Source organism: Leptolinea tardivitalis (genome assembly GCF_001050275.1).
GTDB classification, from domain to species: Bacteria; Chloroflexota; Anaerolineae; order Anaerolineales; family Anaerolineaceae; genus Leptolinea; species Leptolinea tardivitalis.
Window position 1 is genome coordinate 343,435 of sequence record NZ_BBYA01000008.1, and the last position, 26,287, is coordinate 369,721.

General features: G+C 46.7%; 24 protein-coding genes and 2 tRNA genes. 16 read left to right on the forward strand and 10 right to left on the reverse strand.

The genetic code is table 11. The features are described 5' to 3' along the window. Positions 1-17: 17 nt before the first annotated feature. The 12 genes from LTAR_RS05625 (at position 18) to LTAR_RS05680 (ending at position 15,831) form a co-directional block, all read left to right on the forward strand. On the forward strand, positions 18-1,688 hold the full coding sequence (locus LTAR_RS05625) for a glycosyltransferase family protein (RefSeq protein ID WP_062421206.1): 1,671 nt from the start codon (positions 18-20) through the stop codon (positions 1,686-1,688). Between the two features lie 2 nt (positions 1,689-1,690). Further along, positions 1,691-3,214, forward strand: a complete 1,524-nt coding sequence (locus LTAR_RS05630; protein ID WP_062421207.1) for a hypothetical protein — start codon at positions 1,691-1,693, stop codon at positions 3,212-3,214. A gap of 10 nt (positions 3,215-3,224) precedes the next feature. Continuing rightward, on the forward strand, positions 3,225-4,397 hold the full coding sequence (locus LTAR_RS05635; protein WP_062421208.1) for a glycosyltransferase 87 family protein: 1,173 nt from the start codon (positions 3,225-3,227) through the stop codon (positions 4,395-4,397). A 155-nt stretch (positions 4,398-4,552) separates the two neighbouring features. Further along, positions 4,553-5,800, forward strand: a complete 1,248-nt coding sequence (locus LTAR_RS05640) for a glycosyltransferase family 87 protein (RefSeq protein ID WP_062421209.1) — start codon at positions 4,553-4,555, stop codon at positions 5,798-5,800. Then, positions 5,775-7,289: a glycosyltransferase family 39 protein gene (locus LTAR_RS05645; protein ID WP_062421210.1), complete on the forward strand. Its 1,515-nt coding sequence runs from the start codon at positions 5,775-5,777 to the stop codon at positions 7,287-7,289. The genes LTAR_RS05640 and LTAR_RS05645 overlap by 26 nt, the downstream gene beginning before the upstream one ends. Further along, the gene (locus LTAR_RS05650) at positions 7,290-8,891 is read left to right on the forward strand and encodes a hypothetical protein (protein WP_062421211.1); all 1,602 of its coding nucleotides are present in this window, start codon (positions 7,290-7,292) and stop codon (positions 8,889-8,891) included. After that, positions 8,891-10,360: a DUF8728 domain-containing protein gene (locus LTAR_RS05655; protein WP_062421212.1), complete on the forward strand. Its 1,470-nt coding sequence runs from the start codon at positions 8,891-8,893 to the stop codon at positions 10,358-10,360. The genes LTAR_RS05650 and LTAR_RS05655 overlap by 1 nt, the downstream gene beginning before the upstream one ends. Before the next feature lie 102 nt (positions 10,361-10,462). Beyond that, positions 10,463-11,356: a hypothetical protein gene (locus LTAR_RS05660; protein ID WP_062421213.1), complete on the forward strand. Its 894-nt coding sequence runs from the start codon at positions 10,463-10,465 to the stop codon at positions 11,354-11,356. 96 nt (positions 11,357-11,452) lie between these two features. Continuing rightward, positions 11,453-12,559 (forward strand): sensor histidine kinase, encoded by a 1,107-nt coding sequence (locus LTAR_RS05665; protein ID WP_062421214.1) that lies wholly within the window; start codon positions 11,453-11,455, stop codon positions 12,557-12,559. Between the two features lie 31 nt (positions 12,560-12,590). Continuing rightward, a complete protein-coding gene (locus tag LTAR_RS05670) occupies positions 12,591-13,760 on the forward strand; it encodes a 6-phosphofructokinase (protein WP_062421215.1) in 1,170 nt (389 codons plus the stop codon). 39 nt (positions 13,761-13,799) lie between these two features. Next, a complete protein-coding gene (locus tag LTAR_RS05675; RefSeq protein ID WP_139044419.1) occupies positions 13,800-15,218 on the forward strand; it encodes a class II fructose-bisphosphate aldolase in 1,419 nt (472 codons plus the stop codon). A 91-nt stretch (positions 15,219-15,309) separates the two neighbouring features. Then, the gene (locus LTAR_RS05680) at positions 15,310-15,831 is read left to right on the forward strand and encodes an NUDIX domain-containing protein (RefSeq protein WP_062421216.1); all 522 of its coding nucleotides are present in this window, start codon (positions 15,310-15,312) and stop codon (positions 15,829-15,831) included. Between the two features lie 18 nt (positions 15,832-15,849). On the opposite strand, the gene rsmD is transcribed toward LTAR_RS05680, so the two are convergent. The 5 genes from rsmD to LTAR_RS05705 all read right to left on the reverse strand — a co-directional run bounded on the left by rsmD (position 15,850) and on the right by LTAR_RS05705 (position 20,091). Beyond that, a complete protein-coding gene (rsmD, locus tag LTAR_RS05685; protein WP_062421217.1) occupies positions 15,850-16,416 on the reverse strand; it encodes a 16S rRNA (guanine(966)-N(2))-methyltransferase RsmD in 567 nt (188 codons plus the stop codon). 57 nt (positions 16,417-16,473) lie between these two features. Continuing rightward, complete coding sequence (locus tag LTAR_RS05690; protein ID WP_062421218.1) at positions 16,474-16,926, reverse strand: GtrA family protein; 453 nt, start codon at positions 16,924-16,926, stop codon at positions 16,474-16,476. Next, positions 16,923-17,882, reverse strand: coding sequence for a UDP-glucuronic acid decarboxylase family protein (locus LTAR_RS05695; protein WP_062421219.1), 960 nt, complete (start codon positions 17,880-17,882; stop codon positions 16,923-16,925). Before LTAR_RS05695 ends, LTAR_RS05690 begins: the two co-directional genes overlap by 4 nt. Before the next feature lie 24 nt (positions 17,883-17,906). Then, the gene (locus LTAR_RS05700; protein WP_062421220.1) at positions 17,907-19,463 is read right to left on the reverse strand and encodes a G5 domain-containing protein; all 1,557 of its coding nucleotides are present in this window, start codon (positions 19,461-19,463) and stop codon (positions 17,907-17,909) included. Between the two features lie 61 nt (positions 19,464-19,524). Next, positions 19,525-20,091 carry a hypothetical protein gene (locus LTAR_RS05705; protein WP_062421221.1) on the reverse strand — a complete coding sequence of 189 codons (567 nt, stop codon included), beginning with the start codon at positions 20,089-20,091 and terminating at the stop codon, positions 19,525-19,527. Positions 20,092-20,146: 55 nt separating this feature from the next. On the opposite strand from LTAR_RS05705, the gene scpB reads away from it, so the two are divergent. Both scpB and LTAR_RS05715 read left to right on the forward strand, forming a co-directional pair. Continuing rightward, entirely contained in the window at positions 20,147-20,719 is a 573-nt protein-coding gene (gene scpB, locus LTAR_RS05710) for an SMC-Scp complex subunit ScpB (RefSeq protein WP_062421222.1), read from the forward strand. Positions 20,720-20,725: 6 nt separating this feature from the next. Continuing rightward, on the forward strand, positions 20,726-21,772 hold the full coding sequence (locus LTAR_RS05715) for a pseudouridine synthase (protein ID WP_081419832.1): 1,047 nt from the start codon (positions 20,726-20,728) through the stop codon (positions 21,770-21,772). A gap of 38 nt (positions 21,773-21,810) precedes the next feature. Here LTAR_RS05715 and LTAR_RS05720 read toward each other — a convergent pair whose 3' ends face one another. After that, complete coding sequence (locus LTAR_RS05720; RefSeq protein ID WP_062421223.1) at positions 21,811-22,542, reverse strand: hypothetical protein; 732 nt, start codon at positions 22,540-22,542, stop codon at positions 21,811-21,813. Between the two features lie 27 nt (positions 22,543-22,569). After that, positions 22,570-23,592 (reverse strand): phosphate acyltransferase PlsX, encoded by a 1,023-nt coding sequence (gene plsX / locus LTAR_RS05725; RefSeq protein ID WP_158423396.1) that lies wholly within the window; start codon positions 23,590-23,592, stop codon positions 22,570-22,572. 75 nt (positions 23,593-23,667) lie between these two features. On the opposite strand from plsX, the gene LTAR_RS05730 reads away from it, so the two are divergent. After that, positions 23,668-23,749: transfer RNA gene (locus LTAR_RS05730), tRNA-Leu, on the forward strand. 42 nt (positions 23,750-23,791) lie between these two features. Here LTAR_RS05730 and LTAR_RS05735 read toward each other — a convergent pair. The 3 genes from LTAR_RS05735 to LTAR_RS05745 all read right to left on the reverse strand — a co-directional run bounded on the left by LTAR_RS05735 (position 23,792) and on the right by LTAR_RS05745 (position 25,863). Next, a complete protein-coding gene (locus tag LTAR_RS05735) occupies positions 23,792-25,102 on the reverse strand; it encodes a nickel-dependent lactate racemase family protein (RefSeq protein WP_062421225.1) in 1,311 nt (436 codons plus the stop codon). Between the two features lie 90 nt (positions 25,103-25,192). Then, positions 25,193-25,264: transfer RNA gene (locus tag LTAR_RS05740), tRNA-Gly, on the reverse strand. A gap of 419 nt (positions 25,265-25,683) precedes the next feature. Continuing rightward, positions 25,684-25,863, reverse strand: coding sequence for a hypothetical protein (locus tag LTAR_RS05745; protein WP_062531917.1), 180 nt, complete (start codon positions 25,861-25,863; stop codon positions 25,684-25,686). A gap of 25 nt (positions 25,864-25,888) precedes the next feature. On the opposite strand from LTAR_RS05745, the gene LTAR_RS05750 reads away from it, so the two are divergent. Beyond that, positions 25,889-26,236, forward strand: a complete 348-nt coding sequence (locus LTAR_RS05750) for a hypothetical protein (RefSeq protein ID WP_062421227.1) — start codon at positions 25,889-25,891, stop codon at positions 26,234-26,236. Positions 26,237-26,287: the final 51 nt, after the last annotated feature.

Consider the following 26,287-nt stretch of genomic DNA (forward strand, 5'->3'; position numbering starts at 1 on the left):
TGCGCTACAATAATTTAATGAATAATTCAACCCGGTCTACGGAAAAGAACATCATATCTGACAACATTCCGGTCTGGGGCTGGGTTTTGCTCATGGCAATGCTGGGGATACTTTGGAAAATCATCTGGCTGGCCAACCAGGCCTTTCCCTTCAATTCTGATGAAGCCATTACTGGACTGATGGCCCGGCATATTCTGCAGGGTGAGCGTCCGGTTTTCTTTTATGGGCAGGCATATATGGGCAGTCTGGATGCTTTTCTTGTCGCCGGATTGTTCCGCCTGCTGGGGGATTCCATTCTTTCCATCCGTATTCTTCAAATGATACTTTATACCTGTACTATTATATCGACAGCCGCTCTTGGATGGAAATTGACACATCGGCGAGATGTGACGGTTATTTCGTCTTTTTTAATGGCCATCCCGGTTGTGAATGTGACTCTGTACACAACAGTCAGTCTGGGTGGGTATGGGGAGGCTCTGGTTTTATCCAACGCCGCTTGTCTGTGTGCTTTATCTATGGACGTGGATAAAAAGGGAGAAATGCCTATCCATAGATTGATCATTCTCTCAATTCTTCTTGGTTTGATAACAGGTCTTGGATTCTGGTCATTTGGACTCAGTCTGGTGGCGACGGTCCCAGCCTGTTTGTATGGATTCCTGACTATCTTGAAGGCAAGGAAAAAGAACAACTGGATTTTTTCCATCGCATTAATAATCATATTCTTTTTTATTGGGTCATTTCCCTGGTGGCAGGCGGGTTTCCAATCAGGATCGAGTTTGCAAATAAGTGAGATGTTCGGGTCTGCCGTATCCATAGAAAAAGATCCCTGGATTGTGAGGACCGGGAATCATCTTTTCAACTTCCTGTTTCTGGGTTTGCCGGCAATATTCGGTTTGCGTCCGCCATGGGAAATCCGATGGCTTGGTCTGCCACTTTTGCCATTCATTTTGGTCATCTGGGGGGGAGCTTTCTGGTTTTTCGGAAAACTGTTGAAAACTATGGAGGCGGGAGAACGCCAAAAATGGTATTTGATTCTGGCATCTGTCGGTTTTTTGGCAGCCGGTTTTATCTTTACAGCATTTGGATTGGATCCGTCAGGTCGTTATTTTCTTCCCCTGGCGGTACCATTCTCATTGATATTTGCCCGAACGGTGGTCTCGTTACCTGTAAAAAAAACAATCCAGTTTGCTCTGGTGGCCATTTTGGTTGTTTATGCCGGGGTGGGAACAATCCAGTCTGCTTTAAAAAATCCCCCGGGAATTACGACGCAGTTTGACAGTGTGACATGGATAAACCACCAGTATGACGAAAAACTGATCGAGTTTTTGAAGGATAAAGGTGAGGTGTTTGGTTATTCCAATTATTGGGTGACTTATCCGCTGGCCTATAAGAGTCGGGAAGAAATCCTGTATTCTCCTAGTCTGCCATATCATAATGACCTGCGTTATACATCACGTGATAACCGTCTGCCCGAATACACCCGTCAGGTGGAAAGAGCATCCAGGACGGCATATATCACGACGTTTAATCCGCCCCTGGATATGGCATTAAAAACGGGTTTTTCTCGTCTTGGAGTAAACTGGAGAGAAGAAACCATCGGAGATTACCATATCTATTTTGACCTGAGCCGCCCGGTTCATCCGTCTGAACTAATCGGTGAATTGACGCCAATACCCCCGAGTCAGTGATCATGGATACAACAATTTCGCCTGCTAAAAACCGAAATTCCATCGGATTCCAGAACCTGATTCTGGTTCTTACTCTGTTATTGATATTTCTGGTGGCATCACGCTCGCCTCTGGATTCTGATCTCTGGTGGCATCTTCAAAGTGGGAAAGTGATGACAGAGACTGGAAAGCCTCTGCTTTCTGATGTTTTTTCATACACGCGCGGGGGGCAGGTCTGGGTGAATCATTCCTGGTTGAGTGAAGTATTCCTGTACAGTCTTTACCATCTGACCGGATGGCTTGGAATTTCCGCCTGGATGGGGCTTATGGCTGTGATTATCGCCTGTATATTATGGTTTCAGGTGGAATCGGATCATTTTTCAAAAGCAGGAATAGTTCTTTTGGCCAGTGTGTCCTGCGCTCCTTTATGGACTCCGCGTCCGCAATTTTTTTCTCTGGTATTGCTGGTTTTTCTGGCATGGTTGATTGACCAATGGATAAAGAAAGGCGGCCGCAGCCTCTGGATCACAATTCCTGTATTTATTTTTTGGTCAAATTTGCACGGAGGATACATACTCGGGATACTTTATCTACTGGCCTGTGCAGCGGGATTGGTTTTGGATGGTTTCCCCACAGAAAAGCAAAAATTGCATCAGGCCGGGTTGATTCTTATCGTTGCCATTGGCGGTTATCTTTCAACAGCCGTCAACCCAAATGGAATTCGCATGTGGCTGATACCATTTCAGACTGTTGGAGTGGGTATTCTGAGACAGTTTATACAGGAATGGGCATCACCCGATTTTCATTCTGTCGAATCCTGGGCATTCGCGGCTTATCTGATCTTATTTCTATTCTGTCTCGCCCGTCGATCCGGTAAGGTTCCCTTCTGGCAACTTATGCCTTCTTTATTGTTCATTTTGATGGCTTTATATGCCCGCCGAAACATTTCGACGGCTGTAGTCGTATCAACACCGATCTTTTTGCAGGCATGGACGGACATGAAGGTCTGGTCAGTGATCTCGCAAAAATCTCCGGAATATTTGAAGCAGCTCTTTGTCCGCTACAAAGCAATGCCCCGCCGTGAATTGACAGATTCTCAAAAGAGAACCATCAATCTGGTTTTTGCCGGGCTACTGGGACTGTTCAGCTTTTTCAAACTGGCTGCCGTGACGAATCCTGTATTGATGGAGGCTTTCGAAAGGAAATACTATCCCGAAAATGCCGTGAAATATCTGGCAGCCAGTCCCATCACTGAAAAGGGCAGGCTTTTCAATGCTTATAACTGGGGCGGGTATATCGTCTGGAAGAATCCTGATGAGAAAGTCTTTGTTGACGGCCGCACAGACCTTTTTGGTGATGCCATTCTGGGCGAATGGCTGACCATCATCCAGGCCGGTAATGGTTGGCAAGATTTGATGGCAAAATGGGGAATCACCCGAATAATCATTGAGCCAAATCGGCCGTTGGTCTTTGCACTTCCGAAAGACGAATGGGTGGAACAGTATCGAGACGATCAGGCAGTAATTTTTAACCGGGTTTCACCATAGGGTTGTTTTCATGTCGATAATGCGAAAGCTGGATGGGAAGCTGGCTGCCGGGGTATTCATCATCCTCAGGTGCATCCTGTTTTTCGTCATGCCTTATTCTGCCTACCTTGGATTTGGCGACCAGTTGAATTTCTATCGACTGGCACAAATACCGGGATGGCCTTTTTTTGATTACTGGGTGGAATTCCCTCCGATTTTCCCCTTTATCTCAACAGGTTTGTATCGACTTGCCGGTGGGGATGAAAAAATCTACTGTTATATGCTGGCAAGTCTCCTGACTCTTTTTGATGCTGGTTCAATTCTAATTTTCTGGAAACTTGTGGAACGAACCGATGCGAAAGAGACGGCCAGAGTCAAATTGAGTCTTTACACCCTGTTTTTGTCCTTCTTTCCGTATGGCTGGTGGTATTTTGATCCAATGGCTGTATTCTTGCTTTTGCTGGGTCTCTGGTTCGCTCTTACAAGAAAACAATTTGCTGCCGGACTTACATTGGGATTGGGATTTCTTGTAAAAATATTCCCGGCTCTGGTACTACCCATCGTCTGGAAGCGGACAGATAAAAAAAGTTTCCTTAAGACTTTCTGTTTGTTCAGTATAACGATTCTTGTTACGCTGGGATTTCTGTGGCTGTTTTCTCTCCAAATGACAACAGCTTCTCTTTCCGCCCAATATTCCAAAGGATCGTGGCAGACTGTCTGGGCTTTATTGGATGGTAATCTGGGAACGGGGAATTTCGGTCCATTAACAGACCGTTGGGATCCAGCAAAGGCGTTCCATCGGCAGGGAAATCCCGCCAAAATTCCGGCCATCGTTCCCTTTTCGATTGCTGTCTGTATCGGGTTTTGGATTTTATTAAAATCGGTTCTGCAATCCGATCGTCAACTAACGGCCTTGGTCGGTGTGGCCTGGTCTTTACTGATTTTGGTATCTCCAGGATGGAGTCCCCAGTGGATTTTGTATATTATCCCACTCATACTGTTGGTATTGCCGATCAATATAGCGGCGTTATATTCATTGCTCCTGATAGGTTTGAGCTTGATCGAATGGCCGATACTTTTTAGCCGCAGCAGGATTGACCTCCTCTGGATCGTGGTGCTCATGCGAACTATGCTGATACTGATTGCCGGGATCCATTTCGCACGAATTACTATGAAATTAGAAAGAGCTAAACGAACTATTTAAAGAATAAGTTTTTTGAAAAAACCATCTGTTTTCTGCTGGAAAAAACTAGATATAAAAATCTCTCAAATTAGCAATTTTGAAAAGATTCCATAGATTATCCTCGGCATCTCCAATGAATTATAATGACGTTAATTATCTATTATCCGGAGTGATCATTGAGGATTCAACGGGAATTACGCAACTGGTTATTTGCTGCCCTGGGAGTGATCATTTTCCTGGCGGCTTTGACCTATGCCAACCATTATTATGCGGTACGGAATCCGGGGGGAAACGATTTTCTCGTTCACTGGGTAGGTACGCGGGCTCTTCTGGTGGATGGGATCAGTCCTTACAGCGATGAAGTGGCGGGACGAATACAAACGATGGTTTATGGGCGGCTGGCGCAGGCGGGTGAACATCAACTGCGTGTTGCGTATCCCCTTTATAGTATTTCCATTTTCCTTCCTTTTGCCCTCATCCCTGATTTTGTGATTGCCCGGTCCCTATGGATGACTGTATTGGAGATAGCCCTGATTGGTCTGGCCATTCTCTCCATGCGTCTGGCTGACTGGCGCCCGGGGATGAGCATGACTGTCGGATTTATCCTCTTTTCTTTGTTCTTCTACCACGGCCTGCGTCCATTAATTAATGGAAATGCGGTGATTCTTGTCGCTTTTCTTTCGGTTGCTGGTTTGACAGCGTTGCGCGGCAGGGCAGAAGAATTGGCCGGGGTATTGTTTGCTTTTATGACCATCAAGCCGCAGATTGCCCTTGTTTTTATCCTCTATTTAACATTCTGGGGAATTTCCAACCAACGCTGGAGAATGCTGGGCTGGTTGTATGGAACAGTGGTTGTATTATCCATCGTTGCCACTATGTTAATTCCCGATTGGTTGATGCAAAACCTGCGCGAAGTGGTGCTTTATCCAAAATATAACCCACCCGGTACACCGGCGGCGATCTTCGCAGATTGGCTTCCAGCTACAGGTCAGAAAATCGGTCTGGCATTGACCATCATATTATCTGTTTTATTGATCGTTGAATGGTTCCTTTCCCGACGATATGAATTTCGTGGATTTCTCTGGGTTTGCTGCCTGACCCTGACGGTTTCGCAATGGATTGGCATTCAAACAGATCCAGGCAATTTTATTATTCTCCTGCCTGTTCTGGCTTTATTATTTTCGATTATTGATGAACGCTACCGCCACATGGGAAAGTACTTTATATGGTTCCTGATGATCCTGTTGATGATTGGTCTCTGGTGGCTCTTTTTAGGAACAGTAAGTTATGAGTATCAACCTATCCAGAGTTCAGTAATGTTTTTCCCGTTTGTTGGACTTTGCTTATTATTGTTGGTATGGGTTCGCTGGTGGGCGATTCGTCCCATTCAGCTATGGTTTGATCAGATTTCCAGGCAGGGATAATCTGCGCCGGGCTTTATTTCACCCTCTCACTGGCATAATCACCGGGGCGGCTGCCATCCGGTTAATTGGAATATCCACCCGGGGAATTCAATATGATGATGCTTTCAGTATCCTGTTAGCCGGGCGGCCTCTGGCAGAAATAATGAAAGGTACCGCGGCGGATACCATGCCGCCTCTGTACTATTTAATTTTGCATCTCTGGCAGCAGCTGGGTACTTCCGTCGCGTTTCAACGCCTTCCAGGAATTGTCTTTAGTCTTGGCATAATCTTGGTTTCTTATTCACTGGTAAACAGGCTGGCTGGCAGACAAGCCGCCATCTGGACGGCTGCCATACTGGCTGTATCTCCGCTTCAGTTTTACCATGCGCAGGATATCCGTATGTACAGCCTCGCGACGCTGTTTATTCTTGGGTGGGATTGGTTTGCCATCCAGATGGACAGGGTAGAAGATCCAATAAAGATGCCTGTTTGGAAATGGTTATTAATGGTTATCTGCGGAGCAGGAGCTTTGTACAGCCATGCTCTGGCTGGTTTTGGTCTTCTGGCGCCTTTTGGATATTACTTATGCAAAAAAGACAGAAAACGCCTGATTAGTTGTTTCGCTGCGGGTGTGTTTTCACTGGTCTTATATTTTCCCTGGCTGGTTATGGTCCCCGGACAAATTGCCAAGGTACAACATGCCTTCTGGACACCGGTGCCGGGTATTGTTGAAGTAATCCAGGCGGTCATCATGGTTCTGGGTGATATCCCATCTCCAGCGTGGGTTTTGGGTTTTGTCCTGTTTGCGATCTTGATGATAACAATCCTCTGCGGGATGGAATTTTTTCGTCATAAACAGGACAATGCTCCCCTGTTATTTTTTACCCTGATGACTCTTATCCCCCCGATCTGCCTGTTTCTTCTTTCCTATTTGATGCGGCCGATGTTCGTTCCACGTGGTTTTTTAAGCGGCTATGTGGGGATCTCAGCCTGCATTGGGGTATTGGGATCGCGATCACGCAAGATAGAACAGATACTCATTGGTGGATTAATCCTGGTGTCTTCTTTGGTTACGCTACCTGTATCCATCAATTATGAAAGTTTTCCACGGTCACCATTTCAACCAGCATCACAATATCTTTTATCTGAGATGAAAAATGATGATATTGTGCTGCATGATAATAAATTGAGCTTTTTCCCGTTTCAAGTATATGCTCCCGGATTGAATCAACGTTTCCTGGCAGATCAGCCTGGCAGTGCCAATGACACCCTTGCCCGGCAGACCAGTGATGCCCTTCATTTGACATCCTTTATTTATATTGATCCAGATGATGCCGTCCAGGGATTCAGCCGAATATTCTTTGTCGTTTTCTCACAAACGATCCAGGAATATTCAACTACAGGCGGACATCCTGTTATTCGTAACCTCGATTTGAAGTTTGGAAAACCGATCGAACACGCATTTGGTGACTTATTAATCCTTGAATATCACTCTGTTCGGGATGACTGAATGAGACTTCGTGACTATCTGATCCAGTTTTTCATTGCGCTGACTGTTTTTGCCATATTTTCGATATGGATTCGCGTTCCGGGGTATATGGACGCCGAATACTACACTTTATCTGCCACTCGATTGGCAACCGGGCACGGACTTACTCAGCCTATCATCTGGAATTTTCTAGATGATCCAACCCGATTGCCGTATGCCTCGCACACGTATTGGATGCCGGCACCATCCCTCGTAGCCGCTGCCGGGATGCGGATATCAGGTACAACTGATTTCTCTTTCGGAAGACTGCCTTTCGTTCTTCTGGCTGCCCTTGTCGTTCCGGCAGCCAGTTGGATGGGATGGCGGCTGGATAAAACAAGGTTGACCGGTTGGCTGTCAGCCGGATTGGCTGTCTTCTGTGGATACTATGTCCCCTATTCTTCCACTGTGGATAGCTTCTTTCTGATAATGCTGGGTGCCTGGCTGATCCTGTTCCTGATGGATGGAACATTGGCCGACTGCCTGCCCTTCAAACCATTCATCTGGTTGGCATTTGGACTGGCATCAGGATGGATGCATTTAAACCGGGCAGATGGTTTCCTCTGGCTGGCATTGACCGCCGGTTTCTGGATACATCAATATATAAAATCTGGTAACACTTCCACACGGCAAAAATTGATATTTTACGGTTTCCTGTTGGCATCAGGATATTTTTCTGCCACCTGGTTCTGGTATAGCCGGAATGTTGTCGAATTTGGAAGCCTCTTTACTCCTCATACATCCCGGGCTCTCTGGACAACAAATTATGATGAGTTGTTCTCATATCCGCCGGAAGTTTTAACCTACAACCATTGGATCACTCCAGGCTGGGGAATTATTTTGCGTGATCGCCTGGCAGCACTGGGGAACAACCTGGCGGCTATGGTGGCTGTTCAGGGACTGGTGTTTCTCTTCCCGTTTTGTGTGGCAGGCATCTGGAACCGCCGGCATGATCCTCTGGTACGGATGGGGATCGGAATGGAGATCGTCATTCTGTTGGTCATGTCATTTGTCTTTCCTTATTCGGGACGACGAGGTGGTTTTTTACATTCATCTGCCGCCCTGCAACCGCTGATCTGGGGTCTTTCAGCGGCCGGTCTGGCGGATGTACTGAAATGGATTGCGCCAAAGCGGAACTGGAATGCCGCTAGATCCATAAAAATGTTTGCTCCTGGTGCTATCCTTCTTTGCGCAATCACCACAGTCTTCGTGTTTCAAATGATGGTAATCGGTAATAATCCCATGCAGCCTTTATGGGAGGAAAGCTACCGGGATTCGGTGACGGCGACAGAAATGATTAATAAGAACGGCATTCCAGTTTCAGACCGAATCATGATCAATAACCCGGCTGGTTTTTCTCTGATTTCTGGACGTGAGTCTGTGGTCATTCCCTATGGAAATCCACAGGCAGCCCTCGAGGTAGCGGAAAAGTTTAAGATCGATTACATTCTGCTGGAAAAAAACCTGGTCAGCAGATTGATGCCGTTATACCGCCAACCAGAAAAGTTCTCAGCGTTTAAAGTTGTTGATCGCCTGGACGATAAAATTCTCTTAAAAATCAACCAATCATCCGGAGGAAATTAATGAAACCGGATTTCAGAAAAACCATTTTCTTAATACTGATGGGCGCCTCGATTCTGGTAGTTGCCATTTTCCTGGTTTTTTCTGCCAGTTCCGGTTATTGGGGATTCCCTTTGGATGATGCCTGGATTCATCAAGTTTATGCACGCAACCTGGTTCAAAGGGGAGAATGGTCATTTAACCCCGGCCAGCCTTCCGGCGGATCTACGTCACCGTTATGGTCAGTGTTGCTGGCAGGGGCATATCTACTAAAAATTTCCCCGATCATCTGGTCAGGGTTTTTGGGGCTTCTTTCTTTATTTGGAATCGCCCTGTTCGCAGAATTAATCCTCCGGCGCTGGGTGCCCGCTTATTCGGGATTGCTCCCCTGGGTTGGTCTTTTCTTTATTTTCGAATGGCACTTAATCTGGGCTTCTGTTTCTGGTATGGAGACAGTCGTCTATATCTGTTTGATACTGGCTGTATTTTTTTTCCTGGGGCAGGGAAAGGAAAAATCCTGGCTGGCAGGCCTATTGATTGGGTTGAGTGTATGGGTCAGGCCGGATGGAATTACCCTGCTGGGTCCTGCACTATTATTGGTCGTATGTCGGAAACAAAGATGGCATAGTACGGCAAGAGATTTGGCGACCATACTGGCCATATTTCTTTGCCTCTTTGCACCTTATCTATTGTTTAATTATCAACTTGCAGGAAGCCCCTGGCCGTCAACTTTTTCTGCCAAACAGGCTGAATACAGCGCTTCTACTACATTACCCATTTTTACACGATTAGGCTCACTCATTCTTCCATTTCTTGCCGGAGGGGGTGTTATTTTACTTCCGGGAATCATTGCTGCGGCAATATGTATCTGGAAAGAGAAAAAGGTTGAACAGGCTGGAGTCTTTCTCTGGTTTACAGGATACCTGGTGCTGTATGCCGTCCGTTTGCCAGTAAATTATCAGCACGGGCGATATATGATGCCTGCTATGGCAGGTTTCTTTCTGATTGGATTATGGGGGGTGATTACTCTGGTGAATCAATGGGGGAAAAACCGCCGGGCGAATTTATCCCGAATGTTCTGGTTGTCAGCGCTGGCTGCCGTCACTCTGACGTTTTTTGTCATGGGATTGGCTGCTTTTCGCACCGACGTGGGAATTATCGAAACCGAAATGGTACAGACAGCTCGCTGGCTGCGGGATAATACGCCGGCCGGGAGTCGACTGGCGGTTCATGATATCGGGGCGATCGGGTATTTTTCCAATCGTGACGTAGTGGATCTGGCCGGTCTGGTTAATCCAGAGGTGATTCCGATTATGCGTGATGAAGATCAACTGGCAGCTTATCTGAACCGAAAGGATGTGGATTATCTGGTTACTTTTCCCGCCTGGTATCCAAAAATGACATCACATGCCCGTCAGGTATATCAAACCGGAGGAAAAATTTCACCGCTATCAGGTGGTGAAAATATGACGGTATATGCCTGGAAGAAATAAGAAATTATGGATGAATACTGTATAATTTGCGCAAATTCTTATGAAACAGGAATGGAAAGCTGAAGAGCTTTCGATCTGTATAGAGATGGAATGAGGCTTTCAATGCGGCGTATAGAGAACAAATGGCTCAGATTATTGTATGGTTTTTTGATTATGCTTGTTTTTATGGGGATCACCTTTTCTGCTTTACCTTCCTGGATTGAAACGTATGGTGCCTCGGAGAATGATGTAAAAGCAGTTTATCCTGGAGATGAGATTATTCCGGAGCCGTCCATTATCTGGACGCATGGATTGACCATTGCTGCACCTCCGGAAAAGGTATGGCCCTGGATCGTACAAATTGGCCAATCCCGGGGCGGTTTCTATTCTTATACGTTTATAGAGAATATGATCTCGCAAGATCAGTCATATCAGAACGCTTCGATGGTGAATCCCCAATTCCAACATCCACAACCGGGGGATTTCATCATCAACAATATGCTTCCTATCAAAGAATACAAAGACGGAAAGTATTTCCTTGCGGCAACGGATGATTTTTTCGGTATGGGGTGGACCTGGAGCTGGAATCTTCAGGCGTCAGGTTCAGATTCTACTCGCTTGATCATCCGCATGAAAATCAAAGCACCTGAAGGCGGATCGAACCCTGTGATGAACTGGTTCTTGAATGCGGGAGGGTTCGTCATGGAGAAAGCCATGCTTCGAGGAATTAAGGAACGGGCGGAAGGGCAGTCACTCCCTTCACCTATTGAGCCGCTTGAGATCGTCATCTGGGTGGCAACTCTCCTGACAGGATTAATATCAGGCTGGCTGGTATTTCGTCAAAAGGACTGGCTGCTCCCATTGGGAATTGGAGTTGTCAGCCTGGCGGCATTACTGGTATTCACGTTTATTCAACCATCTCTCGTTTGGCGGATTGTCATACTTTCGGTACTGATCATAGCTGTCTGGCAATGTGCAAAACGGGAAGAAAATCCAAAAGAAAAAGAACAAAAATAATCAATATGACAAACAGGTTATGCTATACTATTCACTTGTGCCTTGAATACCCAAAAGTACCTGCAATTAAAGCATTACTGAAGTGGGAGATTCAGGATGACCATTAAACGGGCTGAAACAAGCGACCCCTGGTTGGAATTTCAACAAGAAGTTAATAATGAACTCGAACAATCCCGACGCACGATGTCAGAGATCAGGATGATGCTCGAGCAGAGTCAGGCTGAATTGACGCGGTTGACGCAGCGGAATGCGGCCATTACCGGAAAAATGCAGCAAGTTCAAACTAGTTTTGAAACCCTGCCCCGTGAAGAATTACGCCTGACGTTCAATGAAGCACTTGATGCGCAGCAGCGGTTGTTGGTCATGCGCGGTCAGATGGATAAATTACAATCTGATCAATCCCATTTACAGCGGTATATCAATTATCTTGAAAAAGTACAGCTTTTTGTTTTCAATGAAAAAGCTATCAGCAAAGATGTAAAACAGCAACAACAATCTCAACAATCCACGGGCGTGGAAACACTGGCGATGGTGATGGATGCCATCGAAAATGACCGGATTAAGATTTCCCATGAAATGCATGATGGCCCGGCTCAGGTTCTCTCCAATTTCATCATCCAGGCAGAAATCGCCAACCATCTTGTGGATGTAGATCCAGCAAAAGCCAAGATTGAGCTTGAAAACCTGAAAGCAGCCGCCGATGCTACGTTCAAAAAGATCAGAGCGTATATCTATGAATTACGCCCGATGACTCTGGATGATCTGGGTTTGCTTCCAACGTTGAAACGCTTTTTCGAGAGTTTTGCTGAACAAAACGGCGTAGAGTACAAATTCGAATACAAAGGGGCCGAGCGTCGTCTGGTCAGTTACCTGGATGTCTTACTCTTCCGGGCTGTTCAAGAGTTATTGACCAATGCTGTTGAACATAATAAGGATTATCCGGTTAAATTACAGCTGTATGTGCAGGTCATTTATGAAGATTCAATCGTACGTGTAATCGTACGAGATAACGGGAAAGGGTTTGATGCTACTCAGATGGACCAATCTGGAACGCATGGTCTTCAGACTCTTCAACAACGTATCAAGATGGCCGGCGGTGAGATAGAGATAGACTCACAACCGGGAAAAGGTTGTACAGTTACATTCCAGATCCCCGCGATTGAACCTGGCGGTGCCGCGCCTGAAATGCCGCCGGTAAAATGAACTTCTATTTTTTTATCTTGAGGAGGTAGAAATGTCGAAGACCATTGGAATCTTAACAGGCGGAGGAGATGTACCAGGGCTAAATCCATGCATGAAGGCAGTGGTTATCGGTGCATTGGAAATGGGGTACAGGGTTCTGGGTATCCGCCGGGGTTGGGCTGGCCTGCTCAACTACAACCTGAATGAACCATCTACCCATGAGTATTACGTCCGCGAGCTTCACAAAGAAGATGTCCGGACGATTGATCGGACTGGTGGAACTTTCCTGCACACATCACGGACCAATCCACAAAAAGTTACCGTAAATCGGATTCCAGATTTCTTAAAAACTTCATCCTATGGTGTCAAGGTTAATGATGAAGGAATCATGGATTACACCGATTATGTGATGAAGGTGTTGGACCATCTGACAATAGATACCCTGGTCACCATTGGTGGTGACGATACATTAAGCTATTCTGCCCGTCTGCACAAAGAAGGGTATCCGTGCGTCGCCATCCCCAAAACCATGGATAATGATGTTTTTGGTACAGATTACTGCATTGGCTTTTCCACGGCTGTTACCCGCAGTGTGGATATGATCACAAATATGCGCACCTCAGTCGGTTCGCATGAACGCATCGGTGTTGTTGAATTGTTTGGCCGGAATTCTGGTGAGACCAGCCTGATTGCTGCCTACCTGGCATATGTCGATCGCGCCCTGATCCCAGAAGTCCCGTTTGATATCAATAAACTTTGTGATTTCTTGATTGATGATAAACGGAGCAATCCGTCTAACTATGCCATGATCACTGTTTCTGAAGGCGCCATCATGGAAGGCGGCGAGATTATTGAAAAAGGCGAAGCGGATGCCTATGGTCACCGTAAACTTGGTGGAATCGGCGAACTCGTTTCGGCAGAAATTAAAGCCCGCACAGGACAGGATATCATGTATCAGCAGCTGGCTTACATGATGCGCTCTGGTGCACCTGATTCGTTGGACCGCATGGTGGCTATGTCCTTTGGTAATCTGGCCGTTCAATTGATTAAACGCAATGAAACAGGTAAAATGACTGCCCTGCATGGCGGGAAATACACCACAGTTCCGATCGATATGATCATGGCTGGAAAAAAACGTGTGGATGTTCCCGCTTTTTATGATATTGAGACGTACCGTCCGAGAGTCAAAGACTTTATGGGCGTCCCGATGTTCCTGAGCTAATAACAGGAACTATCGAATTTTCCTGGAGGATATTGAGACATGAAAGAAGCATTGGCAAAAGAATTTGTAACCCTGTTGGAAAACAGTATCGAAATCACCGGTGACAAAGTCAAGTTGTTAAAACCGGATACCGCCAAAAAATATGCTCGAAAACTGGCAGAAATCTCTGCGCTTGAAAAAGGACCTCGAGCAGGTGCAGCCCGCTATATCACCCGCTGTATTGCCCAGCAGATGGGCATTGTCCCTGCCTCCATCCATGAACTTTATATGGCCCGCGGTACTGGCGAAGTAAAACCCACATTCACCGTTCCTGCAATCAACCTGCGCGTTCAAACTTTTGACTGCGCTTCTGCTGTTTTCCGTGCCGCGAAAAAAATGGATGCCGCATCCATCCTGTTTGAAATCGCCCGCAGCGAAATGGTTTACACCGATCAGCGCCCGTCTGAATACACCACCTCTGTTCTGGCTGCCGCCATTGCAGAAGGCTACAAAGGCCCGGTATTCCTGCAGGGTGACCACTTCCAGGTCAAACCGAAAGCCTATGCTACGGATCCAAACAAAGAAATTGAATCGCTGAAAACTTTGATGGTAGAAGCCATTGCAGCCGGTTGGTTCAACATTGATGTCGATACATCCACACTGGTTGACCTTGAAAAGAAAACCATCCCTGAACAGCAGGCTGTTAATGTTGGTCTGTCTTCCATGTTCACCAAATTCCTGCGTGATACCCAACCGGCCGGTGTGACAATTTCGGTCGGTGGTGAAATCGGAGAAGTTGGCGGGCATAATTCTACCGTAGAAGAATTGCGTGGTTACCTGGAAGGGTACAAAGCTGCATTAGCCAAACTTGATCCGAAGGCTGTTGGTCTGAGCAAGATCAGCATCCAGACCGGCACATCACATGGCGGCGTGGTTCTTCCAGATGGCAGCATTGCCAAAGTGAATGTTGATTTCAACTGCCTCAAAGAACTGGGTGCAGAAGCTCGTAAATACGGCCTGGGTGGCGCAGTTCAGCATGGCGCTTCAACGCTGCCTGAAGATGCTTTTGGTCATTTTGTACAGTATGAAGGCCTCGAGATTCACCTGGCAACTAACTTCATGAATATCTGGTACGATCATATTCCTGCCAGCCTGAAAGATGAAATGTACAAATATCTGCGTGAGAATAATGCTGCAGATCGCAAACCAGATATGACCGATGAGCAGTTCTATTACAAGACTCGCAAGAGTGCAGTAGGTCCTTTCAAGAAACAGAGCTGGAATCTGCCCGAAAACGTTCGCGCTGAAATCGGCAAAGCCTGGGAAGATCAATTCACCAAACTGTTCACACTGTTAGGATTGAAGGGCACAAGCGAAATCGTTGCCAAGACGGTTCATGCTAAAGTGATTGATCCGGTGGAAAAAGATTACTTTGTGGGCGAAGCAGCTGCCGAAGATGTGACCGGCATGGCTGACTGATTCATAAAATATTCTCGATGTTAGAATCAAGGGCAGGTCATTGACCTGCCCTTATTTTTTCTTTTTTAATTGCGGAAAGGAAATTTGAAGAATGCCCGTATCTGATCAAGGAGTGTCTCACGATCGGTATAAGATAATTCCCAGGGTATTGATATTCCTCACCCGCGGGCGGGAAGTATTAATGATTAAAGGGTCGCCATCCAAACGATTATGGGCAAACAAGTATAACGGGATTGGCGGTCATATTGAGCAGGGAGAAGATGTATTATCTGCGGCTTACCGGGAACTTAAGGAAGAGACTGGAATCATAGATGTCGATCTGGAGTTCTGTGCCCTTCTCACAATTGATACCGGAGAACGAACCGGCATTCAATTGCATGTATTCCGTGGGAAGGTTGATGAAGGAAGTGAACCCAAACTTGAGCCTTGTGGAGAAGGCAGCCTGGAATGGGTTCACCAATTTGATATGGTTTCCCTTCCTTTGGTGGAAGACCTGCCAGTATTAATTCCGCGTGTTCTGGCGTTCAAATCTGGAGAACCACCGTTTTTCGGTCTATATTCATATTCGCCAGACGGCCGGCTTAATATTCGCTTGATTTCTAACAAGTCATAAGGGACCTGGAACGCCATTTCATACTGCCAGTTTTCTTTCATAAAAAACCAGCAATGTGCTCCCATATTTACGCCGATCGATTTCTTCAAGATTAATCAGCGAGATTTCTTCCATCTCAACCGGATGAATTTGAACGATCGCCCAGCCATCTTCACTTAACCAACCGGGGTTGTCATCCACCATTTGAAGCGCTTCACTCCACATGGATTTATACTGGGGTGGGGCAATATAGATGTAGTCATACGCACGATCAGGGGCAGATCGCAGAAGTGTGAATGCATCGCCCTGTGTAACCTGACCTTTGGCTTTCAATCGGGTGATTTCAAGGTTGGTATGTATGGTCTGAATAGCCAGACGATTCATCTCATTAAAACGTACATATTCAGCCCCGCGGCTGAGCGCTTCGATGCCAATACTGCCGGTACCGGCAAAAAGGTCCAACCAGATTGATCCCCGAACGTCGCTTGACAGGATATTGAACAGTGATTCCTTCACCCTGTCAGTGACAGGGCGGGTGGTGTCACCAGGAACAGCCTGTATACGCATCCCGCGGGCAGTTCCACTGATAATCCTGAGTCCAGACATTTTCTTTTATAGGCTTTCTTTTAAATTTCGCCGACAAAAATGATTTAACCCTGAGGTTCAATCAATATCATTGTAGGTCCAATAACGGTTGGCGATGTAATTCCACATCATGACTACCAGAATGGCAAAAGCCAGAGTGAAATTGTGGCCGATGAAAGTTGGTGTCAGGCCGATATTTGGAAGGTAACTTTCTGCGAGAGAAATCAATGGTTTTTCGAGCAGGGCAAACAGTCCCAGACGTATGGCCATACCAACCAGACTGATCAGCAAGAATTGCACGGCCTGCCGTGCCAATGGTTTGCTTCGCGAATCGGGGTATGTCCAGTAGCGGTTTAGAATGAAATTGCTGGCCACGGCCATGATGAATGACAGTGCACTGGAAATAATCGCCGGAATACCAACGAGACTGGTAAAAAGATTAAAGAAACCGAAATCAATAACCGCCCCAAAAGCGCCTACGGCAGCGAATTTGAAAAAGCGGGTTCTTTCTTGGGGATTGGAGAGAATCATAAAAGGCCTAACTTCTCCTTGAAGTATGGAATGGTCCTGTTGATCCCTTCTTCGAGGGAGGTTTTTGGTTCCCAATGAAGGATGGATTTAGCCCTGGTGATATCGGGTTGGCGTTTTTGTGGGTCATCTCCGAGACGCAGATCCATTTTTATCTGGATACCGGCTGGATTGTTCGTGATGTGATTGATTGTCTCGGCAAATTGGCGGATCGTTGTTTCTGTCGGGTTGCCAATATTGACCGGGTAATGTTCGTCAGAAAGTAACAGGCGGTAAATTCCTTCTACAAGGTCATCTACAAAGCAGAAACTTCTCGTTTGCATGCCATCACCGTAAACGGTTAATGGTTCTTTTCGCAAAGCCTGTTGGATGAAATTGGGAACTACGCGGCCGTCATCCAACCGCATACGCGGACCGTATGTGTTGAAAATCCGAACAATGCGGGTATCAATGCCATGTGCACCGTGATAGGCCATTGTCAGGGCTTCAGCAAATCGTTTGGCTTCATCGTAGACGGAGCGAATACCAATTGGATCGCAATGCCCCCAGTATGTTTCCTTTTGTGGATGTTCCAACGGGTCCCCGTAGATTTCGCTGGTGGAAGCCAGCAGAAACCGAGCCTGATGTGCTCGGGCAACACCCAGAGTGTTATGGGTACCCAAGGCCCCGGCTTTCATGGTCTGAATGGGTAAATTGGTATAACCATATGGCGAATCAGGGTTTGGACTTGCCGGTGAGGCAAAGTGCATAACCGCATCCACTTTGCCGGGTACAAAGATGAAATTGGCCACATCATGCCGGATAAAAGTAAATCGGGGATGACCGGCCAGATGGGCAAGATTCTCCGGATTACCGGTAATAAAATTGTCCATACCGATTACTTCATGACCTTCTGAAATAAGGCGATCACATAAATGTGAACCTAAAAAGCCTGCTGCACCAGTTATTAGTACTCTCATTATTCCTCTTATAGGGGTTTGATTTTATCGCCAGGCGAGCATACTGACCAGACCATCGCCGGTAATTTGTTGCGATTGACCGGTGAATGGATCGACAAACCAGATATTGCCCTGATAGATCAGGGCGATTCTCTGGGGGATGTTATCTTCAGGTGGCGGTGACCAGGTCACCTGTTGGGGTTCGATTGGTTGTGAACCTTCCGGCGGAAAAACCTGTCGATGGTTTGAACCATCGCGATCCATCACCATCAAGCGGGTGCGGCTGGTTTCGCTTTGACCGGGAAACACAGCCTGCAGATAAGCTACCAGATAATTTGATTCATCTAACCAGGGAGATGGGATGGGATAAGCAAACATACCAGTCTCAGGAACGAGTTCGAGGGTTAATCCCTGGCGGGGAACGGTGACGGATACATTGAAACGCTGGGATTGTTCCGGGGTAGAAACAGCGGGATCCTGATTATGATTGGTGAAAAATAGCGATCTGTGGTCGGGAGACCAGCCAATGGCTGGAACCCAGGCCCAGTCACCTCTTGTTTGCAGGGGAGTAATATGCATTAGTTCTGTCATCTCCCCGCTATCTGGATCTACCAGTCCAATAGAATCGGGGCGCGCATAGGCAAGCCGTTCGCCATCTGGCGACCAGACATACCGGGTGCCCCAGTATCCGAAAACGCCACCAGAGTTGACCGCCACAATTTCTTTCCCGCCGATGATTTGACCACCGTTATCTATGCGTAAGAGCTGAAGATCATTGTTGGATTGCCAACCGGGAGCCGCCGTACGAGATTCGACGGTGGAATATGTAAATGTGACATCTTTTCCCGGAATAAACCCTGCTGCATTAATTACATTATTCACATGCAGATTAACCAGTGTCTCCGTTTTAACGTCTGTACGAGCAAGCCACAGTGAATTAATAATATTCGGTTCACTATCTTTTAGCTTTCGAGTGAACAACACCCATTTCCCATCGTTTGAAAGACTCAAAACATGCCCATCGGCATCTGCCGTGGTGACGATAAGCCGGCGATTGCCTGTGGAACCTTCCATCATCCAAATATTGCCGGAAGAGAGATAGACGATATGCCCTTGAATTGCAGTCGAACTAAAAGGAGCCCGTACGCCGATCATCACTATCTCGGGCTTGGCCTCTTTAATCACCTGTGATTTGAAAAGGGTTTCGGCTGTCTGCTGTTCATCTTCAAAAACCCGGCGGTACGTGTCTTGACGCTGCCCGTTTTCTCCAGGCTGGATCATCATGGTTTGTCCCTCAGGAAGGGCTTCATTGCGCACGGTCTGATGTTCAAAAGGAATGGTCACATCACGGGTATCGAATTCTTCTCGAACACGCGTCACTGTAATGAGTGAAATATCAGCAATTACAGAACCCGCCGGTGGATTTACTTTGTCCAGGGGAGCCAGAGTAATTCCTGCTTTATCCAAAGCCGCTTGAACACTTGAACCCGGAGGAACATCCACGGTTAGCTTTGTGCCGTCGACACTGATAACGACTGATACAAGTGTCGTCTGAGTGGGTGTGACGGCACATCCTGTAATAAGGATGGTGGTTATCGCCATAAAGGCGAGAATTAACAGTGGGAGTTCTATCCGACGTTTAATGATGACCTTTGTCCCGCAATTAGAGTTTCTGAGCGGTGATAATCAATTTGTGATCCGAAATTGACATGGATTGGATGATAAAACCCTGACCGGTCTGTCCCTTTATCCCATCATTAATGGAAGTGGAGATATTTGTCAACATACTTTGCGGCAGTGAGAATCCATTCAGGGTGGCATTCGTGATGGTAAGAGCTGGTTTCCCTTCGGCATCAGCGGAAACAGCCAGAGAAATGCTAACCTTGCCTGATATTCCGCTGGCCACGACATCACCGGAAAGCTGCGCCTGATTGTCGTTCAGAGTAACCTGAATGTTGGAAAATTGTGCATCCTGAGTGGCGGGGATTTTTGAATTGATGAGACTGGTCAATTGGCTTTCGGTTAATTCGACGGTAATTTGTTGGCCACTGGCAGCCTGACTGATTTGAGAGGCGATCTGGTTTTCAAGCTGCTGTTGTTCGGCGGCAGGGATTGTTGGGATAACCTCTTTTTTCTCGCTTTTCGTTACGGCAGCCGGAAGGTTACAGGCCAAGGCTGAAGCTACAAGCAAGGACAGAATCAATATTATTTTTACTTTCTTCGTTTTCATTACTTTAACCCTTATAATAGGTAGAAAATACCCTAAATATCGCGGCAATTATAGCATGAGTGAAGAGAGAGAAAAATTACCTGAAATCAACTTGCAGTCGGCTTTGGAAGCCCTGTTATTTATTGCACCTGGCCCGGTCACACCTGACCAATTGGCCGAGGTGATGAATGTTCCGGTCAACCAGGTTGAAGCAGAGCTCTCCACTATGAGTGAAGTTTTTGAACAAAGCCGGGGTTTACGTCTGCAATTTCATGGTGGACGAGTTCAGTTAACAACCGCACCCGAATTGGCTCCATTTGCAGAGAAATTTCTTGGTCTTGATGTTACTGCCCGATTGAGCCGTGCTGCACTGGAAGCACTTTCAATTATTGCCTACCGACAACCGGTCACGCGACCCGAGGTGGATTCCATTCGTGGAGTCAATTCAGATGGCGTTTTAAAAAGTTTGTTAAATAAAGGTCTCGTACAAGAAGTAGGGCGGGCGGAAGCACCCGGCAGACCAATTTTGTATGGTACAACGGCTGAGTTTTTACAACATTTTGGTATAGATTCTTTGCAGAAATTACCTCCCTTAGAACAACCAGAGTCTGCAGAGGCTGAAAAAGGCATTGAATTATTAAAGGAATAGACAAAAATGGAAGAACGGATCCAAAAAATCATGGCACGCAATGGACTGGGTTCACGGCGTGACTGTGAAGAATTGATCGCTGCAGGCCGCGTAAAGGTGAATGGTGAAAAGGCGATTTTAGGAACCAAAGCAGACCCGGCGGTTGATTCGATCATGGTTGACGGCAGGGTTCTATCGAAAGAAGAACCTGAACGTATTTATGTAGCTTTGAATAAGCCGCGAAATGTTCTTTCTGACAGTGATCCGAATGATCCCAGACCATGTGTACGGGATTTGATTCCTATTCCCGGGCACCTGTTTACAGTTGGCCGTCTGGATTTTGACAGCGAAGGTTTGATCTTAATGACCAATGACGGAGAATTGGCCAACCGGTTGACTCATCCGAGATACGGTCACGAAAAAGAATACCGTGTTTTACTGGCTGCCACCCCGGATGAAGAACAACTGGGAACATGGCGGCGGGGTGTTGTGTTGGAAGACGGCGACCGGACGTTGCCGGCTGATGTTCAGATTGAATCCAAATTGGGTAAAGGCGCATGGGTACGGGTGATCATGAGGGAAGGGCGGAAACGCCAGATTCGTGAGATTGGTAAGCGCATTGGTCTTCCGGTTGTGCGGATTGTACGAGTGCGGATTGGAACCTTGCGCCTGGGAACATTGAAACCACGGGAATGGCGCCATTTAACGCCTGAGGAAGTGAATACTCTTCAGAGTTTGCAATCAGAATCAAAAATGAAATTCGGGCCGGCAGAGAAAAGACACGCTGAACGCAATTCAGACAGATTCGCCGAAAGGGCCAGTCATCCGGGGTCTTCCAACCGGCCGACCCGGTCACGCTCTGAGCATACTGGCACTGGCAACTTTCGACGGCCGGGCGGTTCAGGAGCACCTCGCCGACGAACGGGAGAAGATTCTGGAAACGTGTTGGAGTCAGATAAAAAGCCCTGGCACAAGAGTTCGAACCATACAGATCCATCTTCATCCACTCGGTCTGGCGGAGATCATCCTTACCGAAAACCGGTGGATCGATCTGGCAGAAAAACAGAAAATTGATAAAAAAACTGGAGCCGGTTTCCGGCTCCAGTTTTGTGTTAATTATTTGCACTCTCATCTTTTGTTTCTTCCAGAGATTTATCTTCTGGAAGGATTACTGCATTGATCTGGTTGACCTTTTCGAGGGGGAATGCGTTATCTTTAGCTTTTTTCCGTAAGAAGTCTTTTACTTTGTCAGCATCCACTGTTACATAAGGAGCATCCGATGCTTTTACCGTTACCTTCGGATTGGTGAAAAGTAGCAATGGATGTACAGTAGGAACTGAATCTGCATCCATTTGACGCAAAAAGAACTTTTGAATATCTTCCAGAGCGTATTGGGCTTCCTTTTCCGGACGTCCCAGACCTTCCTGCGCGAATAGTTTCAGATACCAGTTGCCACCTTTTTGCCGGTATTTTCCTTTTTCAAAGGTAATTATGCCTGGCTGGTTGTACGGAAGGATGGTCCAGACTCCAGATGGTCCCACCAGCAGGTGGGAGGCTGATGTGGCATAGTGGTAGAGGGAATAGCGGTCGTCCAAGCCTTTCAGAGATGCACTGACCTGTTCATCTGGCCGGGGAGAACGCCCGAATTTATTGCTGTAATAGATACCGAACTGCGAAATGAGAAAACCGATGATCAGGGCGATATATGAATAGGTGATATTCTGTACACTACCCGTGAGAGAGATGATCAGACCCAAGACCAGCACAGCGATAGCTGTGAAGGTAAGAATTTGACCGATCTTCTTATTTCGATTTATCAACCTGGTATTCGTGATTATTTTCATGGAGTGATTCTTTCTAAAAGAAGAGGATTAGGAATTGGCGCCTGAGGCTGGTAATTGGGCAAGGCGTTCCTGGATTGCTGTGCGTAAAGATCCCAGTAAATCTACCTGAACAGACTGGTGTGCTACTCGCAAAGCGGAAACCATCGCACGGGCATCTGATCGGCCGTGACCAACAAAAACCAGGCCGTCAATCCCCAGCAGAGGAGCCGCACCAGTCTCCGCCGGATCCATCATTTTCTTAATGGCTTTAAAGGCAGGTTTGGCAAGAGCGGCACCCAGTTTTGTCTGGAAGGAAGACATCAATTCTTCCTTCAACGTATCGGTGATTAATTTTGCCACAGCTTCACTGGATTTGAGGAAAATGTTTCCGGTGAATCCATCTGTCACCACCACGTCTGTCTGACCTCCAAAAACCTCTTTACCTTCTACATTACCGATATAGTTCAGTCCGCAGTTTTCCAGAAGATGATAGGTGTCTTTGATGAGTTGATTGCCTTTACCGGATTCTTCTCCGTTCGAAAGCAGACCAACTTTGGGATTGGGAATCTGCAATGTTTTTTGCGCATAGATGCTTCCCATAACCGCAAATTGCACAAGAAAATCCGGTCGACAGTCGGCATTGGCGCCGATATCGAGAACCACGCAATGACCGCCCTTAACGGGAAATAAAGTGGTCAGAGCAGGGCGCTGTACACCGGGGAGACGTCCGAGAATGCGGAGGGCGTTGAACATCACACCGCCGGTATTGCCGGCAGAAATAAACGCCTGGCCTTCACCGGTTTTCAAGAGATTCAACCCGACTGCCATTGAATTTAAAGGCTTCTTTTTAGCATTTTCAACAGGTTTGTCCCACATTTCCAGAATATCAGGGGCATGCACCAGTCGCACTCTGGATTTGTCACCGCTGGCAGCGGCTAATTTGGGCTTGAGAATATCCTCATTGCCTACCAGAATGATCTCTTCACCAAATTCAATGGAACAATCGATGGCAGCCCTTATTTCAGGATCGGGATATTGATCGCTTCCCATAGCGTCTAGAACGAGAGTCATATGCATCTCCTTTTTCAGTTATTTTCGTGTTTGCTTGACATAGGTACAGAGCCGATTATAATAGCACTCGTACCCGCGCTGGTGCTGGAATTGGCAGACAGGCATGGTTGAGGGCCATGTGCCGCAAGGCGTGGGGGTTCAAGTCCCCCCCAGCGCACACGAAGACTTGAACGTACCACCCCGAAATGGGGTGGTTTTTTTATCCAATAATTGGATAGGTCATTCCTCCGTGCGGAAACAGGGCAACCTGTGCTTTACCGGGGAATTTTTCTCGAGCCAGTTCTATCCCTTCTTCCGGTGAATTCACAAATTCTATAAAGACCAGATTTTCGCGTGCTTCAGAAGGAATGGTGGGCGCATACATCACCAACCGGCAGCGAAGCATGGCCTGAAGGGCAAAATAGAGGAAGAACTTATCTTCTTCTCCCATCCCTTTTAATTTCATTTTTAGAACCAGCGGAAGGAGAAGGGGAGCAATAAATTTTAACATTTTCCGACCGACGGGCAGCTTTTTATTCGCCAGACCAAAAACACCGGTGCCCTCTTCTGCCCGGGCCAGAACAAGCAATACGCCTCCGGGACGCACAGAACGTATGGTGTTGGCAAGCGCTTTGACGCCCTGACGCAGGTCTGTATCCATTGGATGAGAAGAGGTGATCACAACATCCGCCGGTTTCTCGAGATGGGCGCTGTAAATCTCTGCGCTGGTCCGGCAGCCTTCGCGGTGGGCAGCAATGGGATCACCCGCCACAATGCGGACTGGCTGCAATGAGCTGTTCAAGACGGCGTTAATAAGGAAAACCGGTTTGCCGATCATGGCGGCACCTTCTTCCAGGTCAAGCCGCATGGGATTTCCCTCAATCGGCTGGCCAACCATGTTGAATGTATCCGGCCGGCAATTGATGGCATGATTATGGGCGATGGTGGCACGCGATGCAATACCGGGAATGAGGTTTTTATATCCTCCGCCGAAACTGGCGATGATATGCGGTTCGATACATCCTATGGAGATAATCAGGTCGCTTTCAGCGGCCGTCTTATTAACCAGAACTGGAGTACCGCGAGATGTTGTTCCGATATTTTTTAATTTTTCCGGGTTATCACAGTCATGACTTTCCAGGTGTATTTCGGCTGACACGTCGGTGCCCATGCGTGTACGCACTTCTTCTTCCGTCATTGGCCTATGGACACCCAGAGCAGGAATGACTGTTACCTGGGAAAGAGAAGCACCGGCCGTTGTCAATTCGTTCAATACTTCGGGAAGAATTTTCGAAATGGGAGTGGGGCGGCTCAGATCATCAATGACAATTGTTATGGACATTCCAGGTTTGACCATTGTGCGCAGCGCCGGTGCCATGATCGGCCCGGTAAGTGCTTTACGCACCTCGGCAGATACATCAATAGTTGGTAATGAAGCAGATGGTTCCAGCCGACCGACGATATGCCATTCTGATGGAATTTCAAAAGCGTGTGTTTCTTTTCCCCAGGGAAGAGTGATTTTATCTGTCATGATCTGCCTCATATGATTAAGTAAACGGGGCGCTTTCGTGCGCCCCGCAGGGTAAAGATCTGGCTATTGAAATGTACAAAAAATTGGAAGAGCGGGTGATGAGATTCGAACTCACGAATGGTACCTTGGGAAGGTACTGCCTTACCACTTGGCGACACCCGCGTGGGTACCCTGGTGTTTTTAGGGAGGGTACTGCTTGTGGTATTGGAAAATATGAAAGTCCTTAGGTACTGCCCATAATCGATGATGTTATAGTGTAGTACCTTAAACAACTTACTTATTATACCAAAATTATCAACACACAAAAAAAATTCCTTATCCTGATTTGTAAATAAAAAAGATTGTTTCCCCCAGAAAAATATGTTGCCCATAAAAATATGCCTCTTGTAAATATCCCTGATTACGCATAGCCAACATGGTTATTTAAAAGAAGAAAAGTAGAACCTTCCAACTAATATATATAAAATTAATAAATTGTATGCCATATCAGTGATATATATAGACACAACGTCTGCAAGAGGGGGTAAATTTTCATGGATGAAAAAATGTCTGGATTGTTCTAGCTTGATCGTGGTGTTAAGTTACCGCCGGTTGGCAAAATTATCAATATGGTTCAAATCAACCAGGAATATTCGAACAGATCGGGATTTGATCTGACGGTAGGCTAGTGTTCGCCAACCAGATGGGTGGAAATGCTGCGTTCCTTTAAAAAGAAGATGTGCCGTAGAAATATCCGGTGGTTGGCTTTTGTTATGTTCCATAATACCCATTAGATTAAGGAGAGAAATGAAATTTGTAACCAATTTTCCACACCAGGAACATCCATACTGCGAACCTGGATTAGAGCTTGCGAGAAGTCCACACGGATTGGAAGAATACAAGATGTACGTCAGGGGAGAGTTAGGCACGTTTCATTGCCTGGATACCTTTGAATATAAAAATGGGGAGTTTACCGGAGGTCTGGTCGAAGGGATTGGCCCGGATACAATTTACATTTGCATTGATACAGAAGACACTCCGATGGAACAAATCTTCTTACGGGCTGATGAAGCAGCGGCCATTGTATCCCTTTTAGGAAAGGCGCTTAACCAATATCACCTGAATGATGTACGAAGTGGTCTCAAGCCTGAGTAAAACATGAAGAAACTGACTCAGAAGATAAAATTTTTTTACGTCTCCCATTTT